Genomic DNA, 16,473 nt, shown 5'->3' on the forward strand with positions numbered 1-16,473 from the left:
ACCTGCGCCCGGCGCCCGGCGCACGACCGCGGTCACCGTGTGACCCGCTTCACTGCCACGGACTGACGGAACCCGCGTCATCACCGTCCACCAACCCGCTCTCTCCGGATGAGGACCTTCCTCGACACGGAGTGATCGGAGGCCGGGCGATGACAGTCCCGGGAACCAAGACGGCAGTGGAGTGGCTGGTTTCGGTGGCGCCGGACCCCGACGCCTGCCGGTGGGAATGGGAGCGCAACCCCCTCGGGGTGGCGCTGCTGCCCGCCGGACGCCGCTGGGACGTGCTGATCCTGCCCGGGGAACTGGGGCAGGTCACCTTGGACGTCCTGACCCCGCTCGTCGAGAAGCCCGGCCCGGTGCTCGCCGATTTCGGCGACGCCCGGCTGGGCTTCTTCGTTCCCGCGGGCACGGCCTCGCGCTGGCTCGGTACGGGTGTACGGGGCGCGGGCCGCGGCACCTGGATCGTGGTCCCGTACCCGGGCCGGGCCACCGGCGGGGTGCGCTGGCTGGTGGTCCCGGACGGCGACGGCACCCTCACGGATCCCGCGGTGCTGGAGCTGGCGATGCACGAGGCGGCGGCGCGGGTGGCCGGGGCCGCGTCGGCGAAGGAGGGCCGCAAGCCTTGACAAGAGCATTGGTCTGGACCATCTTGAGCGCCGCTACCCCCCTCCATCCCCCCATGCACCGGAGGCAGTTGTGCGCAGAAGACTGTCCGTACTTACGGCCACCGCCCTGGCGGTGGCCGGTCTGCTGACCGCGGGACCGCCCGCCGCGGCCGGCCCGGCGTCGCCGGACACGGACGTGGCCCGCAACGGCGGCTTCGAATCCGGCCTGGACGGCTGGACCTGCTCCGCGGGCAGCGGAGCTGTCGTCACCAGCCCCGTCCACGGCGGGAGTTCCGCCCTCAGGGCCACCCCGGCCGCCCAGGACTACGCCCAGTGCGCCCAGAGCGTCACGGTGAAGCCGGACTCGGTGTACACGCTCGGCGCCTGGGTGCAGGGCGGCTACGCCTACCTCGGCGCGACCGGGACCGGTACCACCGACGTCTCCACCTGGACCCAGTCCCCGGGCGCCTGGAAGCAGCTGACCAGCACCTTCCGCACCGGCCCCGCCACCACCACGGTGACGGTCTGGACCCACGGGTGGTACGGGCAGGGGCCCGTCCTCACCGACGACCTCACCCTGATCGGCCCCGACCCCGGCCCCGCGGGCCCCGGACAGCCCCAGATCCCGGCCGCCCCCACCGGCCTGAGCGCGTCCGGAGCCACCGCCAGTTCGCTGACCCTGTCCTGGTCGGCCGTCGCCGGAGCCACCGGCTACACCCTCTACCGCGACGGCGCGGCGCCCCTGGCGGTCGGCGGGACCTCCGCGACCGTCACGGGTCTGGCCGCGTCCACGGCGTACTCCTTCCAGGTCGCCGCGAGCAACGCGGCGGGCGAGTCCCCGCGCGGCCCGGCCCTCTCGGCGAGCACCACCGGAACCGGGAACCCCGGCACCCCGGGCCTGCCCGCCCACGCGCTGGTCGGCTACCTCCACGCGAGCTTCGCCAACGGCTCGGGCTACCTCAAGATGGCCGACGTACCCCCCTCCTGGGACGTCATCGACCTCGCCTTCGGTGAACCGACCTCGGTCACCTCGGGCGACATCCGCTTCCAGCTCTGCCCGGTCAGCGAGTGCCCGGGCGTGGAGAGCCCCGCCGAGTTCAAGGCGGCCATCAAGGCCAAACAGGCGGCGGGCAAGAAGGTCCTGATCTCCATCGGCGGCCAGAACGGCCAGGTCCAGCTGGCCACCATCGCCGCCCGGGACACCTTCGTCTCCTCCGTCAGCAAGATCATCGACGAGTACGGGCTCAACGGCCTCGACATCGACTTCGAGGGCCACTCTCTCTCCCTGGCCACCGGCGACACAGATTTCCGTAGCCCCACCACCCCGGTGATCGTCAACCTGATCTCCGCCGTGAAGACCCTCAAGGCCAAGTACGGCGCGGGCTTCGTCCTGACCATGGCCCCCGAGACCTTCTTCGTCCAGCTCGGCTACCAGTACTACGGATCCGGCCCCTGGGGCGGCCAGGACCCGCGCGCCGGGGCCTACCTCCCCGTTATCCACGCCCTGCGCGACGACCTCACCCTGCTTCACGTCCAGGACTACAACTCGGGCTCGATCATGGGCCTCGACAACCAGTACCACTCGATGGGCGGCGCGGACTTCCACATCGCCATGACCGACATGCTGCTCACCGGCTTCCCCGTCGCGGGCAACACCGCGCGGGTCTTCCCGCCGCTGCGCCCCGACCAGGTGGCCATCGGCCTCCCGGCCACCACCAACGCGGGCAACGGCTACACGGCTCCCGCCGAGGTGGCCAAGGCCCTCGACTGCCTGACGAAGAAGGCGGGTTCGACCTGTGGCGGCTACCAGACCCACGGCAGCTGGCCCGCGCTGCGCGGGCTGATGACCTGGTCGGTCAACTGGGACCGGTTCGGCGGCTGGGAGTTCGCGAAGAACTTCCACGCGTACTTCGGCTGACGGCGCCCACGGCCAGCAGGAGGGGAGCGCACAGCAGCCAGCTGGCCAGCACGTCCAGCGGCCAGTGAAAGCCCCGCAGCACCAGACCGACGGCCGTGGCCCCCGCGAGCAGCAGGGCCGCGGCCGTCGGCCACGGCCGACGGGTGTGCGGGCCGAGCAGCAGGGCGGCGCTCAGGTAGGCGACGGCCGAGGTGGCGGTGTGGCCGGAGGGGAAGTACCCGGCGGCCCACGGCTCCAGCGGCCCCGGCCGGGCGGTCCAGTCCTTGAGTGGCACGATCAGTGCCGGGACCAGGGCCATGGCCAGGGCGGCGGCGAGCGCGGGCCGCCACCGCCGGGTGCGCTGGACCACGTACGCCATGACGAGGACCAGGACCGGTACGGCCACCTCGATGTTGCCGAGGTCGCAGAGGCGCTCGGTGACCGCGTCGGGGACGCTCCGGACCAGGGCGCGGCTCAGGCGCGCGTCCGGGGTGAGCAGGGGGCCGTGGGCCAGCACCTGCCAGGTGATCAGCGCGAAGGCGGCCCACGCGGCGGCGCCGAGCGCGAGCGGGGTGCGAAGGGTGCGCGGCGGGCGCGGAGAGTGAAAGGCCGGCCGTCCCGGAACAGGGGGGGTGGTTCCGGGAGGGCCGGCCGGATCGGGTTGCCGGACGCCCCGGGGGGTTTGGGGCGAACGGCCGTCCGATCGGTGAGGAGTGTGCGCGAACGCATGCCCAGTACGGCGCTGGGGAAGCCCGTTACCAGGGTCGCCCGTGGAATTCCGCGGGCGGGCTGTTTCACTCATCTGCAGAAACCGTACGCCAGCGAAAGGGGGACCGACAGCGAGAACGCGCTCCCGCCATCGGCCCCCCACACCTTCTTCACAGCGCCTGACCGTTACCGCCGGTATCGGTCGAGCAGGGGATCGAGCGCCGTGCTCGGGTGTTCGCCCGGGCCCGGCCGCCGGTCCCCGCGGCCGGTTCTCAGACGCCCGAGAACGCGGCCTCGATGATGTCCAGACCCTCGTTCAGCAGGTCCTCGCCGATCACGATCGGGGGGAGGAAGCGCAGCACGTTGCCGTAGGTGCCGCAGGTGAGGACCAGCAGACCCTCGGCGTGGCAGGCCTTGGCGAGCGCGCCCGCGGCAGCGGCGTTCGGCTCCTTGGTCGTACGGTCGGTCACCAGCTCGATCGCGATCATCGCGCCGCGGCCGCGGATGTCGCCGATGATGTCGAACTTCTCGGCCATCGCCGTCAGGCGGGCCTTCATCAGGGACTCGATCTTCTTCGCCTTGGCGTTGAGGTCGAGCTCCTTCATCGTCTCGATGGAGCCGAGCGCACCGGCGCAGGCCACCGGGTTGCCGCCGTAGGTGCCGCCCAGGCCGCCCGCGTGCGCGGCGTCCATGATCTCGGCGCGGCCCGTCACGGCGGCGAGCGGCAGACCGCCCGCGATGCCCTTGGCGGTGGTGATCAGGTCCGGGACGATGCCCTCGTCCTCGCACGCGAACCACTGGCCGGTGCGGCAGAAGCCGGACTGGATCTCGTCCGCGACGAAGACGATGCCGTTGTCGTTGGCGAACTTCACGATCTCGGGCAGGAAGCCCTTCGCGGGCTCGATGAAGCCGCCCTCGCCGAGCACCGGCTCGATGATGATCGCGGCGACGTTCTCGGCGCCGATCTGCTTGACGATCTGGTCGATCGCCTGCGCGGCGGCCTCGGGACCGCAGTTCTCGGCGCCGGTGGGCCAGCGGTAGCCGTAGGCGACCGGGACGCGGTAGACCTCGGGGGCGAACGGACCGAAGCCCTGCTTGTACGGCATGTTCTTCGCCGTCATGCCCATGGTCAGGTTGGTACGGCCGTGGTAGCCGTGGTCGAAGACCACGACGGCCTGGCGCTTGGTGTAGGAACGGGCGATCTTGACCGCGTTCTCGACGGCCTCGGCGCCGGAGTTGAACAGGGCCGACTTCTTGGCGTGGTCGCCCGGGGTCAGCTCGGCCAGCGCCTCGCAGACCTCGACGTAACCCTCGTACGGCGTGACCATGAAACAGGTGTGGGTGAAGTCGGCGAGCTGCGCGGCGGCGCGGCGCACGACGGCCTCGGCGGAGGCGCCGACCGAGGTCACGGCGATGCCGGAACCGAAGTCGATCAGGCGGTTGCCGTCGACGTCCTCGATGATGCCGCCGCCCGCGCGGGCCGTGAAGACGGGGAGTACGGAGCCCACGCCACCGGCCACCGTCCGCAGGCGGCGGGCCTGCAGCTCCTGCGACTTGGGGCCGGGGATCGCGGTGACGATGCGACGCTCCTGCGGAACAGCGGTCATAGGGGGCTCCTGGGGGGTGTTTTCGGACGCACGTGTGTCTTTGTCCGCAGGCTAGGCCCGGGGGCGGGGGTACTGCATGCTCCGTTCGGGAGTGGTGCCCGCGTGTCCTTGTCCGCGGCGGCCATAGGAGGGATCCGACGCCTGTCTTGTGGATCATGGCGGGGTACGGGTCGCGGAGCGCCCCCGGCCGCTAGATTGGGCGCGCGGCACGGCACAGGGCAGTGAACGGGCAGGGGGCTTGGGGTTCATGGACACCGACGGCACGCAGGGCGCGCACGGTGCGTACGGCACGCCCGATCCGGGCACGGCCCGGGCCGTGCCCGGATCGGGTCAGGTCCCCCGGCCCGCCGGGCCCCCGCCGCCCCTGCCCAAGGTGCTCCCGCGCCCGGCCGGGGCCCCGTCGCCGCCGCCCGTGCCCGGATACGCCCCGGGAGTGGCCGCGGGCACGGCGCTGCCGGCACCCGGCGCGCCCACCTCCCCCTTCACTGCGTGGCTGCGCGTCCCCCGCCCGGTCGCGGGGCCGGGCATCTGGCGCTACGGCCACGTTCCGGTCGCGCCGAAGCCCGTCGGCAGCGACCGGGCGCTGCTCACCCGCGTCGTGATCGCCTTCCTCGTCTTCTTCGTGTGCTGGCGCGCCTTCATCGAGGGGAAACTCCCGCTCCTCGGCGCTCCGCTCTACTACTTCACCCCATCCAGTTGGTGGACCCAGGGCGTCCAGGCGGGCCCCAAGGGCCAAAGCGCCGCTGTGGCTCTGCAGGTCTACGAACTACTCGGCACCGTCGGTCTGTTTCTCGGCTTCGCCAAGATCGGCGGTTGGCGCGCCGCCTTTGACCGGCTGATCGCTGAGCGTGGCCCCTGGTACCGCGCTATGGGCGCGGCCGCCGGAACTCTGGTTGTCGCCCTGCTCCTCCAATACCGGATTCTGCCGGTATACGAGCTGGTCTTCGAACACCTGCCGTACCGGGATCTTGGGGTAGGCGCCAGCGCGGTGATCACCTACGTCCTCTACGCGGTGATCTATTTCCCCGTCATCTATTTCTTTGGGCGGCTCGGCGGCTGGGTCAATCTGGTGAGGGCAATCCCTGCGGGACCCGCAGTCGATTCCGCCGCGCCCCTCCCGACCGCCCCGGGCGGCCCCGACGACCCCGTCGGCTGGCCGCAGCTGCGCGCCGCGGGGCTGACGGAGGCCGCCGACCGGCTGGCCGCCGAGGCCGCGGCCGGGCGGATGAACGACGTCGACCACGTCCGGATCCGCCGGGCCTGGGACTCCGTCCTGGTGGACCCCGTGCGCCGCACCGCATTCGTCCGGGCCGTACGGGACAAGGGCGCCGCCGCCTGCGGACACCCCTCCGGGGCCCGTGACCTGCCCGCCCGCACCGCCGACCACGACCTGACCGTCGCCCAGGTCCGCCTCGGCGGGGTGACCGACGCCGAACCCAACCCCCACGAACGGCGCGGCACCGGCCTGGCCCTGGACCCGGGAGTCCTGGGCACCTCGCTGCTCGCCGTCGGCCCCTCGGGAGCGGGCAAGACCACCCGGCTGGTGCGGCCCGCCGTCGAATCGCTGATGCTCCAGGCGCTGGCCGGTCAAGCCGCACTGATCGCCGTCACCGCCGCCGGGTCGCCGCTCGGATCCGATGACGCCTACGACATCGTGGTGCGCCCCGGCGACCCGGCCTCCGTCCACGATCTCGACCTCTACGGCGGCACCACCGACCCCGACGAGGCCGCCCACCTCCTCGCCGAGGCCTTCGTGGGCGACCTCTCGGGCATCGACGTACGCCGCTGCGCGACGGCCCTCGCGCAGCTCATCGGCCCCTTCCGGGCGGCGTACGGCCGTTTCCCCACCGTGTCGGAGCTGCGCGAACTCCTCGACGGGGTCCCCGCCACGCTCGGCGCGCTGCGCCGGACGCTGGAAGACGCCGACCGGCAGGACATGCTGCGCGAGCTCGACGCCCGGACCCGGCAGTACGGGGTCCACGGCGACCCCGGCCCCGCGCTCGGGGACCGGATCGCGCTGCTCGACCGGCCCGCCTTCCACGGCTTCTTCGACACCACCGGCGCCGGGCGGCCCTTCTCCCTGCGTGCCCTGGAGCACCCCGTCCGGGTCCGCGTCGACCTCCCCGAGCGCGGCCATGCGGAGGCCTCCCGGTTGCTGGCCCGGCTGCTGCTCGCGCAGTTCAACGCCGCGGCCGCGGCGCGCGCCGACCGCTCCCTCTTCGCCTTCCTCGCCATCGACGACGCCTCGCACACCCTCACCCCCGGAACCGTCCGCGGGATCCAGCGGCTGCGCTCCGCCAACGCCGGGGTGCTGCTGACCCTGCGCACGCTGGACGACGTACCGGAACCCCTGCGCACCCCGCTGCTCGGCGCCGTCGGCTGCCGGATGGCCTTCTCCGGGGTGACCACCTGGGACGGCAAGTGGTTCGCCGACGCCTGGGGGACCGAACTGGTGGAGACCCGGGACGTCACGAGCCGTACGGTCTACGCGGACCAGCCGATGACCCGGTTCATCAACACGGTGCGCAAGCTGATCACCGGTAAGGCGGTCACCACGGACGCCGTTACCGTGCGGCAGGTGGAGCGGGAGCGCTGGTCCGCCTCCGCCCTGGCCAATACCGTGCCCCCCGGCCACGCCGTACTGTCGCTGACCTCGGTGGACGGCGAGCGGGCGGCGCCGTTGCTCGTGTCGCTCCTCGGCTGAGAGGGTTCGCCGACCCGTACGAGGTGGCAGAATCGGGAGGGCCGTTCATACGACACGGCGAAATCTCCCCTCGCCCTAAGGCCGCTGGTACCCGATGCCGCTCACCCTCGCCTCGCTCGTCCAGCACTCGGCGCTCAAGCTCAGCGTCCGCGCGGGCGAGAGCCGCCTGGACACCCCCGTCCGCTGGGCCCACGTCAGTGAGCTGGCCGATCCCGTCCCCTACATGGAGGGCGGGGAACTCCTGCTGATCACCGCGATGAAGCTGGACGCGGAGGATCCCGAGGAGATGCTCCGCTACGTCCGCAGGCTCGCCGCCGCCGGAGTCGTCGGCATCGGCTTCGCCATCGGCGTCAACTACGAGGCGATCCCCGACGCGCTGGTCGAGGCGGCCCGCGCCGAGGACCTGCCGCTGCTGGAGGTACCGCGCCGCACCCCCTTCCTGGCCATCAGCAAAGCCGTCTCCGCGGCCCTCGCCGCCGACCAGTACCGCGCCGTGACCGCCGGATTCGAAGCGCAGCGCGAACTCACCCGGGCCGCGCTCTCCGCCGACGGCCCCGCCGCACTCCTGGCCCGGCTCGCGGCGCACGTCCACGGCTGGGCCGCGCTCTACGACACCTCGGGGGCGGTGGTCGCCGCCGCCCCCGACTGGGCCGCGCGCCGCGCCGCCCGGCTCACCCCCGACGTGGAGCGGCTGCGGGAACGCCCCGCCCCCGCCAGCGCCGTCGTCGGCGGCTCCGAGGACCGCGTCGAACTCCAGTCGCTGGGCACCGGCCGCCGCGCCCGGGGCGCCCTCGCCGTCGGTACGGGCGCCCCCCTCGGCACCGCCGAGCGCTACGCCGTGCACTCCGCCGTCGCCCTCCTCACCCTGACCACCGAACGCTCCCGGTCCCTGCACGACGCCGAGTCCCGGCTCGGGGCGGCCGTGCTGCGGCTGCTGCTGGACGGGGAGACCGACCACGCGCGGGCCGTCGCCGGCGACCTGTACGGCGCGCTCCTCGACGCTCCCTTCCGGCTCGTCATCGCCGAACCCGCCCTCCCCGGGACCGCGCAGCCCGAGGGTCTGGCGCTGCTCGCCGACGCGGTCGAGTCGGCGGCCGCCCGGACCGGCGAAGCCCTGCTGGTGGTGGCGGAACCCGGGCGGCTGCTGGCGCTCGTCGCGGACGGCGGAGCCGCGGCCGGGGCCGTGGCCGAGCACGCCGAGGCGCTGGAGTCGCGGCGCGGGCAGGAATCGGCGGGTCCGGAGCCGGACGAGCTGGTCCTCGGTCTGTCCGCCCCCGCCGGGCCCGCGGGGGCGGCCGCCGCCCACAAGCAGGCCGACCAGGCGCTCGTCGTCGCCCGGCGCCGGGGGCGGCCGCTGGTCGAGCACGACGACCTGGTGGCGGGCTCGGTGCTGCCGCTGCTCGCCGACGAGGCGGTACGGGCCTTCGCGGACGGGACGCTTCGGGCGCTGCGGGACCACGACGCCCACGGGCGCGGTGACCTGGTCGCCTCGCTCCAGGCGTGGCTGTCCCGGCACGGGCAGTGGGACGCGGCCGCCGCCGACCTCGGGGTGCACCGGCACACGCTGCGCTACCGGATGCGGCGGGTCGAGGAGATCCTCGGCCGCTCCCTGGACGACCCGGACGTCCGCATGGAGCTGTGGCTGGCCCTGAAGGCCACGGGCCCCGACGCCACCCTCTGACCACGCGGTCCGCCGACCGCCGTGCGGGCCGCGGGGGAGCCGCACCGCACCTGACAAACCGGCGCGCCGCGGCCCACCCGTACTCCACGCCGGACAAGCGCCGAATCCCCGGCGGAGTCCTACGGTGGGAGGGACAAGGACTCCGCACACACTCCGAAGGGCCGGGATTCGCCATGACTTCCACCCACGCCTTCTGGCTCGCCGGTCGCCAGGCCACCGGCGAGGACAGCTTCGACGTCACGTCCCCCTGGGACGGCCGCGTGGTGGGCACCGTCAGCGTGCCCACCGACGCGCAGGTCGAGGAGGCCGTGGCAGCCGCCCACGCCGTGACCGCGGAGTTCTCGGCCACCCCCGCCCACGTACGGGCCGCCGCCCTCGACCACGTGTCGAAGCGACTCACCGAGCGCACCGAGGAGATCGCCCAGCTGATCTCCGCCGAGAACGGCAAGCCCATCAAGTGGGCCCGCGGCGAGGTCGGCCGCGCGGTGTCCGTCTTCCGGTTCGCCGCCGAGGAGGCCCGCCGCTTCAACGGAGGCGAAGCCCAGCGCCTGGACACCGACGCCGGTGGCGTCGGCCGCCTCGCCCTGACCCGCCGCTTCGTCAAGGGCCCGGTCCTCGGCATCGCGCCGTTCAACTTCCCGCTGAACCTGTGCGCCCACAAGGTGGCCCCGGCCATCGCCGTCGGCGCGCCGATCATCCTGAAGCCCGCCCCGGCCACCCCGCTCTCCGGTCTGATCCTCGGCGAGCTGCTCGCCGAGACCGATCTCCCGGCCGGTTCCTGGTCCGTGCTGCCCGTGGCCAACGACAAGATGCCGGCGCTGGTCAAGGACGAGCGGCTGCCCGTCATCTCCTTCACCGGCTCCGACACCGTCGGTTACGCCATCCAGAAGTCGGTGCCCCACAAGCACTGCACCCTGGAGCTGGGCGGCAACGCCGCGGCCGTCGTCCTGGACGACTGGTCCTCGGAGGCCGACCTCGAGTGGGCCTCGACCCGGATCGCGACCTTCTCGAACTACCAGGCCGGCCAGTCCTGCATCTCGGTGCAGCGCGTGATCGCGGACGCCTCCGTCTACGACCGCCTGGTCGAGAAGGTCGTCGCCAAGGTCCAGGCGCAGGTCACGGGTGACCCGTCCGACGCGGGCACCGACGTCGGCCCGCTGGTCTCCGAGGACGCCGCCAAGCGCGTCGAGTCCTGGGTGGACGAGGCCGTCGCCGCGGGCGCCAAGCTGCTCACCGGCGGCAAGCGCGAGGGGGCCTCGTACGAGCCCACCGTGGTCGCCGAGCTGCCCGCGGGCGTCAAGCTGGCCTGCGAGGAGGTCTTCGGACCGGTCCTGACCCTGCAGAAGGTCGAGGGCGTCGACGAGGCCTTCGCCGCCGTCAACGACTCGAAGTTCGGTCTGCAGACCGGCGTCTTCACGCGCAACATCCAGACCGCCTTCCGCGCCCACCGCGAGCTGGAGGTCGGCGGCGTGATCGTGGGCGACGCCCCCTCCTACCGCGCCGACCAGATGCCGTACGGCGGGGTCAAGCAGTCCGGTGTGGGCCGCGAGGGCGTCCGCTACGCGATGGACGACTACACCTACGAGCGCGTCCTGGTCCTCACGGGCCTCGACATCTGAGCCGTCTCGTACGGCTGGAAGCCGACGGCCGGAGCCCACTGTGCGGGGGCTCCGGCCGTCCTCCTTTTCCCGCGGCCCCGAAACGGGTACCACTCCCTGGTAGTACCGACCGGTAATCACCTGATCATCCGATTCGGCGGCGAGGTGAGCTGCGCATGTCCGCAACACAGCCCAAGGTGACCGAGCGCGAGGCCCGGCAGGTCGCGGAGGCGGCCCGGGAGCAGGACTGGCGCAAGCCCAGCTTCGCCAAGGAACTCTTCCTCGGACGCTTCCGGCTCGACCTGATCCACCCCCATCCGCTGCCCGCCGACGAGGACGTCCGGCGCGGCGAGGACTTCCTGGAGCGGCTCCGCGCGTTCTGCGAGACCGAACTGGCCGCAGGTCTGGCCGCCCGCATCGAACGCGAGGCGAAGATCCCCGACGAAACGGTGCGCGGGCTCAAACAGCTCGGCGCCCTCGGGATGAAGATCGACACCAAGTACGGGGGCCTCGGCCTCACCCAGGTGTACTACAACAAGGCGCTCGCCCTCGTCGGCTCCGTCAGCCCGGCCATCGGCGCCCTCCTCTCCGCGCACCAGTCCATCGGTGTACCCCAGCCCCTCAAGCTCTTCGGCACCCAGGAGCAGCGGGACCTCTTCCTGCCGCGCTGCGCCCGGACCGACATCAGCGCCTTCCTGCTCACCGAGCCGGACGTCGGCTCGGACCCGGCCCGGCTCGCCACCACGGCGGTCCCGGACGGGCAGGACACGTACGTCCTGGACGGGGTGAAGCTCTGGACCACCAACGGGGTGGTCGCCGACCTGCTCGTGGTCATGGCCCGCGTCCCGAAGTCCGACGGGCACAAGGGCGGCATCACGGCCTTCGTCGTCGAGGCCGCCTCCCCGGGCGTCACCGTGGAGCACCGCAACGCCTTCATGGGCCTGCGCGGCCTGGAGAACGGCGTCACCAGGCTGCACCGGGTACGGGTGCCCGCGGCGAACCGGATCGGCCCCGAGGGCGCCGGTCTGAAGATCGCCCTGACCACCCTGAACACTGGGCGGCTCTCGCTGCCCGCGATGTGCGTCGGCGCCGGGAAGTGGTGCCTGAAGATCGCCCGGGAATGGTCCGGGGTCCGCGAGCAGTGGGGCCGCCCGGTCGCCCGGCACGAGGCCGTCGGCGCCAAGATCTCCTTCATCGCCGCCACCACCTTCGCCCTCGAGGCCATGGTCGACCTCGCCTCGCAGATGGCCGACGAGGACCGCAACGACATCCGCATCGAGGCCGCGCTGGCCAAGCTCTACGGCAGCGAGATGGCCTGCCTGATGGCCGACGAACTGGTCCAGATCCGCGGCGGACGCGGCTTCGAGACCGCCGCATCACTGGCCGCCCGCGGCGAACGGGCCGTCCCCGCCGAGCAGATGCTCCGCGACCTGCGGATCAACCGGATCTTCGAGGGATCCACCGAGATCATGCACCTGCTGATCGCCCGCGAGGCCGTCGACGCCCACCTCTCGGTCGCGGGCGACCTCATCGACCCCGACAAGGCACTGGGCGACAAGGCGAGGGCGGGCGCCCGCGCCGCCGGGTTCTACGCCCGCTGGCTGCCCAAGCTGGCCACCGGAGCGGGCCAGGTCCCCGGCACCTACCGCGCCTTCCACCCCGGCGGCCACCCCGACCTCGCCACCCACCTGCGCTATGTCGAGCGCGCCGCCCGCAAACTCGCCCGCTCCACCTTCTACGCCATGTCCCGCTGGCAGGGCCGGATGGAGACCAAGCAGGGCTTCCTCGGGCGGATCGTGGACATCGGCGCCGAACTCTTCGCGATGAGCGCGGCCTGCGTGCGGGCCGAGCACCTGCGCGCCACCGGGGACCACGGCCGCGAGGCCTACCAACTGGCCGACGCCTTCTGCCACCAGTCCCGGCTGCGCGTCGAGGAACTCTTCGGGCGCTTGTGGTCCAACACCGACGACCTGGACCGCAAGGTGGTCGAGGGGGTACTCGGCGGGGTCTACACCTGGCTGGAGGAGGGCGTGCTCGACCCCTCCGGCGACGGCCCCTGGATCGCCGACGCCACCCCCGGCCCGTCCCCGCACGAGAACGTGCACCGGCCCATCCGCTGAGGCCGTCCGCCGGCATCCCGCAGAATCATGTCCTCGACATGATCCGAAGGGGACGGCACACGGTGTACAGGGTGGGGAACACGACGGTCCGGCGCGCGTCGGGAGCGGCCGTGGCGGCGCTCCTCCTGGTGGCCGCCACCGCATGCGGCGGCGGCCACCAGGAGGACAAGGAGACGGGCGTGCCCGCGCCCCGCGCGGCGGCCGCGAGCACGCCGCCCCCGGCGCCCCCGGGCCCCGGCGCGGCCCGGCTCAAGGCCCTGGCCCTCGCCCCCGGCGAGAAGGCCGGGAAGTACGAGGCGGGCGAACCGGTCCTCGACGAGCCGATGAACGAGTCGTACGAGGCCGTCCCGGCGGTGTGCCTGCCGCTGACCAGCCTGGGCGGGGCGGGCCACACCGCCCAGGCCTACGCCAAGACCGGCGTACCCGGCGAACTCCGGGACGTCGGCACCGACATCCTGCTGCGCTCCTACAAGGACGGCGCCGCGGCCGGAGCGGCCCTGGCGTCCCTGACGGACGCGGGCGAGCGGTGCGCGGGCGGCTACACGGAGGACCGGATGCTCGCCGAGGGCAAGGTCCTCAGGGTGGAGCCGGTCGCGCCGCCCGGAGTGGGGGACGAGGCCCGGGCGTACCGGATCGTGGTCCAGGACGTGAAGGACAAGGACATCAAGCTGTACAAGTACCTGACCGTGATCCGCTCCGGGGCCGTCACCCTCTCCTTCCGCTCCGACATTCTCGACATCAAGGACTTCGGCGGGGTGCCGCCGGAGATCGTTACGGCGCAGTGGGCGAAATTCGCCCGGGGCGCCGGCGCGTCTTCCTAGGGAGACGGTGTCCGCACGGCCCGGGGATGCGGCAACAATAGGGGGATGAGCGACAGCCCATCCCCCCTCGCCGACCCGCACCTCCTCTTCGACCCCGCGGCCGGCCGCCGGGACGTCGTCGTCCTCGGGTCGACCGGCTCCATCGGCACCCAGGCCATCGACCTCGTCCTGCGCAACCCGGACCGGTTCCGGGTGACCGCGCTGTCCGCCGCGGGCGGCCGGGTCGGGCTGCTCGCGGAGCAGGCCCGGCTGCTGCGGGTCAAGACGGTGGCCGTGGCCCGCGAGGACGTCGTACCGGCCCTCAAGGAAGCCCTCGGCGACCAGTACGGCGCCGAGCCGATGCCCGAGATCCTGGCCGGACCGGAGGCCGCGACCGAACTGGCCGCCTCCGAGTGCCACACCGTGCTCAACGGCATCACCGGCTCCATCGGCCTCGCGCCCACCCTCGCCGCGCTCCGCGCGGGCCGCACCCTCGCCCTCGCCAACAAGGAATCGCTGATCGTCGGCGGCCCGCTGGTGAAGGAACTCGCCAGGCCCGGCCAGATCATCCCGGTGGACTCCGAGCACGCGGCCCTCTTCCAGGCGCTCGCCGCGGGCACCCGCGCCGACGTGCGCAAGCTGGTCGTCACCGCCTCCGGCGGCCCCTTCCGCGGCCGCACCCGCGCCGAACTGGCCGACGTCAGGGTCGAGGACGCCCTCGCGCACCCCACCTGGGCCATGGGCCCGGTCATCACCGTGAACTCCGCGACCCTGGTCAACAAGGGGCTGGAGGTCATCGAGGCGCACCTCCTCTACGACATCCCCTTCGACCGCATCGAGGTCGTGGTCCACCCGCAGTCCTACGTGCACTCCATGGTCGAGTTCACGGACGGCTCCACCCTCGCCCAGGCCACCCCGCCGGACATGCGCGGACCCATCGCGATCGGCCTCGGCTGGCCGCAGCGGGTCCCGGATGCGGCCCCCGCCTTCGACTGGACCAAGGCGTCCACCTGGGAGTTCTTCCCGCTGGACACCGAGGCCTTCCCCGCGGTGGACCTGGCCCGGCACGTCGGCACCCTCGGCGGCACCGCCCCGGCCGTGTTCAACGCGGCGAACGAGGAGTGCGTGGAGGCGTTCCTGGCCGGGCGGCTGCCTTTCACAGCAATCATGGATACGGTCGCAGCCGTGGTCGAAGAGCACGGAACCCCGCGCTCGGGAACCTCTCTGACCGTCGCGGACGTCCTCGAAGCGGAGACCTGGGCTCGGGCCCGGGCCCGGGAGACGGCGGCGCAGGCCGCAGTGGAGGCGCGCGCATGACGATTCTGATGACCGTGATCGGCATGCTCATCTTCGTGATCGGGCTGCTGGTCTCGATCGCCTGGCACGAGCTGGGCCACCTGTCCACGGCCAAACTGTTCGGCATCCGGGTGCCGCAGTACATGGTCGGCTTCGGCCGGACCATCTGGTCGCGAAAGAAGGGCGACACCGAGTACGGGATCAAGGCCATCCCGATGGGCGGCTACATCCGCATGATCGGGATGTTCCCGCCCGGCGAGGACGGCAAGGTCACCGCCCGTTCGACCTCACCGTTCCGGTCGATGATCGAGGACGCGCGCTCCGCCGCGTACGAGGAGCTCCAGCCCGGCGACGAGAAGCGGCTCTTCTACACGCGCAAGCCGTGGAAGCGCGTGATCGTGATGTTCGCGGGCCCCTTCATGAACCTGGTGCTCGCGCTCGCCATCTTCTTCGGCGTGTGGATGACCTTCGGAGTCACCCAGCAGACCACCAAGGTGGCCTCGGTCTCCGACTGCGTCCTCAAGCAGAGCGACCAGCGCACCAGCTGCCGGCCGGGCGACCAGGTCGCCCCGGCCAAGGCCGCCGGACTCAAGGCCGGCGACAAGATCGTCGCCTTCGACGGGCGCCGGGTCACCGACTGGTCCGTGCTCCAGCAGAAGATCCGCGACACCGTCGGCCCGGCCACCGTCACCGTCGTGCGCGACGGCAAGGAGCTGACGCTCCACGCCAACCTGATCGAGAACACCGTCGGCAAGACGGACGGCCACGGCGGCTACGTCAAGGGCGAGTTCGTCAAGGCCGGGTTCCTCGGCTTCGGCCCCAGGACCGAGACCGAGGCGCTGACCTTCGGCCAGTCCGCCGACCACATGGTCCAGATCGTCGACGACAGCGTGCACGGCCTCCTCAAGCTGCCGTCCAAGATCCCCCCGCTGTGGAACGCCACCTTCGGCGACGGCGAGCGGCAGCCGGACTCCCCGATCGGCATCATCGGCGCGGCCCGCATCGGCGGTGAGATCGCCAACCTCGACATCCCGGTCACCGACCGGCTCGTCGGCTTCCTGAACCTCGTCGGCATGTTCAACCTGGCGCTGTTCCTGTTCAACATGCTGCCGCTGCTCCCGCTCGACGGCGGCCACATCGCGGGCGCCCTGTGGGAGTCGGTCCGGCGCACGGTCGCGCGGGTCTTCCGGCGCCCCGACCCGGGCCCCTTCGACGTGGCCAGGCTGATGCCCGCCGCGTACCTGGTGGCAGGCGTGTTCGTCTGCTTCACGCTGCTGGTCATGGTGGCCGACGTGGTGAACCCGATCAAGATCAGCTGAGTACGGGCCACCGCGCCGGGAAACCCTCCCGGCGCGGCGGCCGCCGTTCAGCGGATCGTCGTACCGCACTCCAGGAGGAGTCGGGCGGGAATCGTGTCCGGCCCCCTACGTTTGGGTGGTGCGATCCGTCGGATGCGC

11 protein-coding genes are annotated in these 16,473 nt (G+C 72.6%); 9 read left to right on the forward strand and 2 right to left on the reverse strand.

What is annotated here, in order from left to right:
• The first annotated feature begins 149 nt into the window (after positions 1–149).
• Positions 150–626, forward strand: coding sequence for a hypothetical protein (locus QMF80_RS23830; RefSeq protein ID WP_283456509.1), 477 nt, complete (start codon positions 150–152; stop codon positions 624–626).
• Between the two features lie 70 nt (positions 627–696).
• Positions 697–2,523: a chitinase gene (locus tag QMF80_RS23835; RefSeq protein ID WP_283456511.1), complete on the forward strand. Its 1,827-nt coding sequence runs from the start codon at positions 697–699 to the stop codon at positions 2,521–2,523.
• Here the strand turns inward: QMF80_RS23835 and QMF80_RS23840 are convergent.
• Both QMF80_RS23840 and gabT read right to left on the reverse strand, forming a co-directional pair.
• Positions 2,462–3,019, reverse strand: a complete 558-nt coding sequence (locus QMF80_RS23840; RefSeq protein ID WP_349372234.1) for a phosphatase PAP2 family protein — start codon at positions 3,017–3,019, stop codon at positions 2,462–2,464. The genes QMF80_RS23835 and QMF80_RS23840 overlap by 62 nt on opposite strands.
• Before the next feature lie 463 nt (positions 3,020–3,482).
• Positions 3,483–4,817, reverse strand: coding sequence for a 4-aminobutyrate--2-oxoglutarate transaminase (gabT, locus tag QMF80_RS23845; protein WP_283456515.1), 1,335 nt, complete (start codon positions 4,815–4,817; stop codon positions 3,483–3,485).
• Between the two features lie 247 nt (positions 4,818–5,064).
• On the opposite strand from gabT, the gene QMF80_RS23850 reads away from it, so the two are divergent.
• The 7 genes from QMF80_RS23850 to QMF80_RS23880 all read left to right on the forward strand — a co-directional run bounded on the left by QMF80_RS23850 (position 5,065) and on the right by QMF80_RS23880 (position 16,335).
• A complete protein-coding gene (locus tag QMF80_RS23850) occupies positions 5,065–7,521 on the forward strand; it encodes an ATP/GTP-binding protein (protein WP_283456517.1) in 2,457 nt (818 codons plus the stop codon).
• Positions 7,522–7,615: 94 nt separating this feature from the next.
• Positions 7,616–9,202 (forward strand): PucR family transcriptional regulator, encoded by a 1,587-nt coding sequence (locus tag QMF80_RS23855; protein ID WP_283456519.1) that lies wholly within the window; start codon positions 7,616–7,618, stop codon positions 9,200–9,202.
• A gap of 173 nt (positions 9,203–9,375) precedes the next feature.
• Positions 9,376–10,821 (forward strand): aldehyde dehydrogenase family protein, encoded by a 1,446-nt coding sequence (locus QMF80_RS23860; RefSeq protein ID WP_283456521.1) that lies wholly within the window; start codon positions 9,376–9,378, stop codon positions 10,819–10,821.
• A gap of 155 nt (positions 10,822–10,976) precedes the next feature.
• On the forward strand, positions 10,977–12,920 hold the full coding sequence (locus QMF80_RS23865) for an acyl-CoA dehydrogenase family protein (RefSeq protein ID WP_283456523.1): 1,944 nt from the start codon (positions 10,977–10,979) through the stop codon (positions 12,918–12,920).
• Between the two features lie 71 nt (positions 12,921–12,991).
• Positions 12,992–13,741, forward strand: a complete 750-nt coding sequence (locus QMF80_RS23870) for a hypothetical protein (protein WP_283456525.1) — start codon at positions 12,992–12,994, stop codon at positions 13,739–13,741.
• 45 nt (positions 13,742–13,786) lie between these two features.
• The gene (gene dxr, locus QMF80_RS23875) at positions 13,787–15,037 is read left to right on the forward strand and encodes a 1-deoxy-D-xylulose-5-phosphate reductoisomerase (RefSeq protein ID WP_283456527.1); all 1,251 of its coding nucleotides are present in this window, start codon (positions 13,787–13,789) and stop codon (positions 15,035–15,037) included.
• Positions 15,034–16,335: a M50 family metallopeptidase gene (locus tag QMF80_RS23880; protein ID WP_283456529.1), complete on the forward strand. Its 1,302-nt coding sequence runs from the start codon at positions 15,034–15,036 to the stop codon at positions 16,333–16,335. The genes dxr and QMF80_RS23880 overlap by 4 nt, the downstream gene beginning before the upstream one ends.
• The last annotated feature ends 138 nt before the right edge of the window (positions 16,336–16,473 follow it).

The organism is Streptomyces sp. G-G2 (assembly GCF_030063135.1).
Classification (GTDB): domain Bacteria; phylum Actinomycetota; class Actinomycetes; order Streptomycetales; family Streptomycetaceae; genus Streptomyces.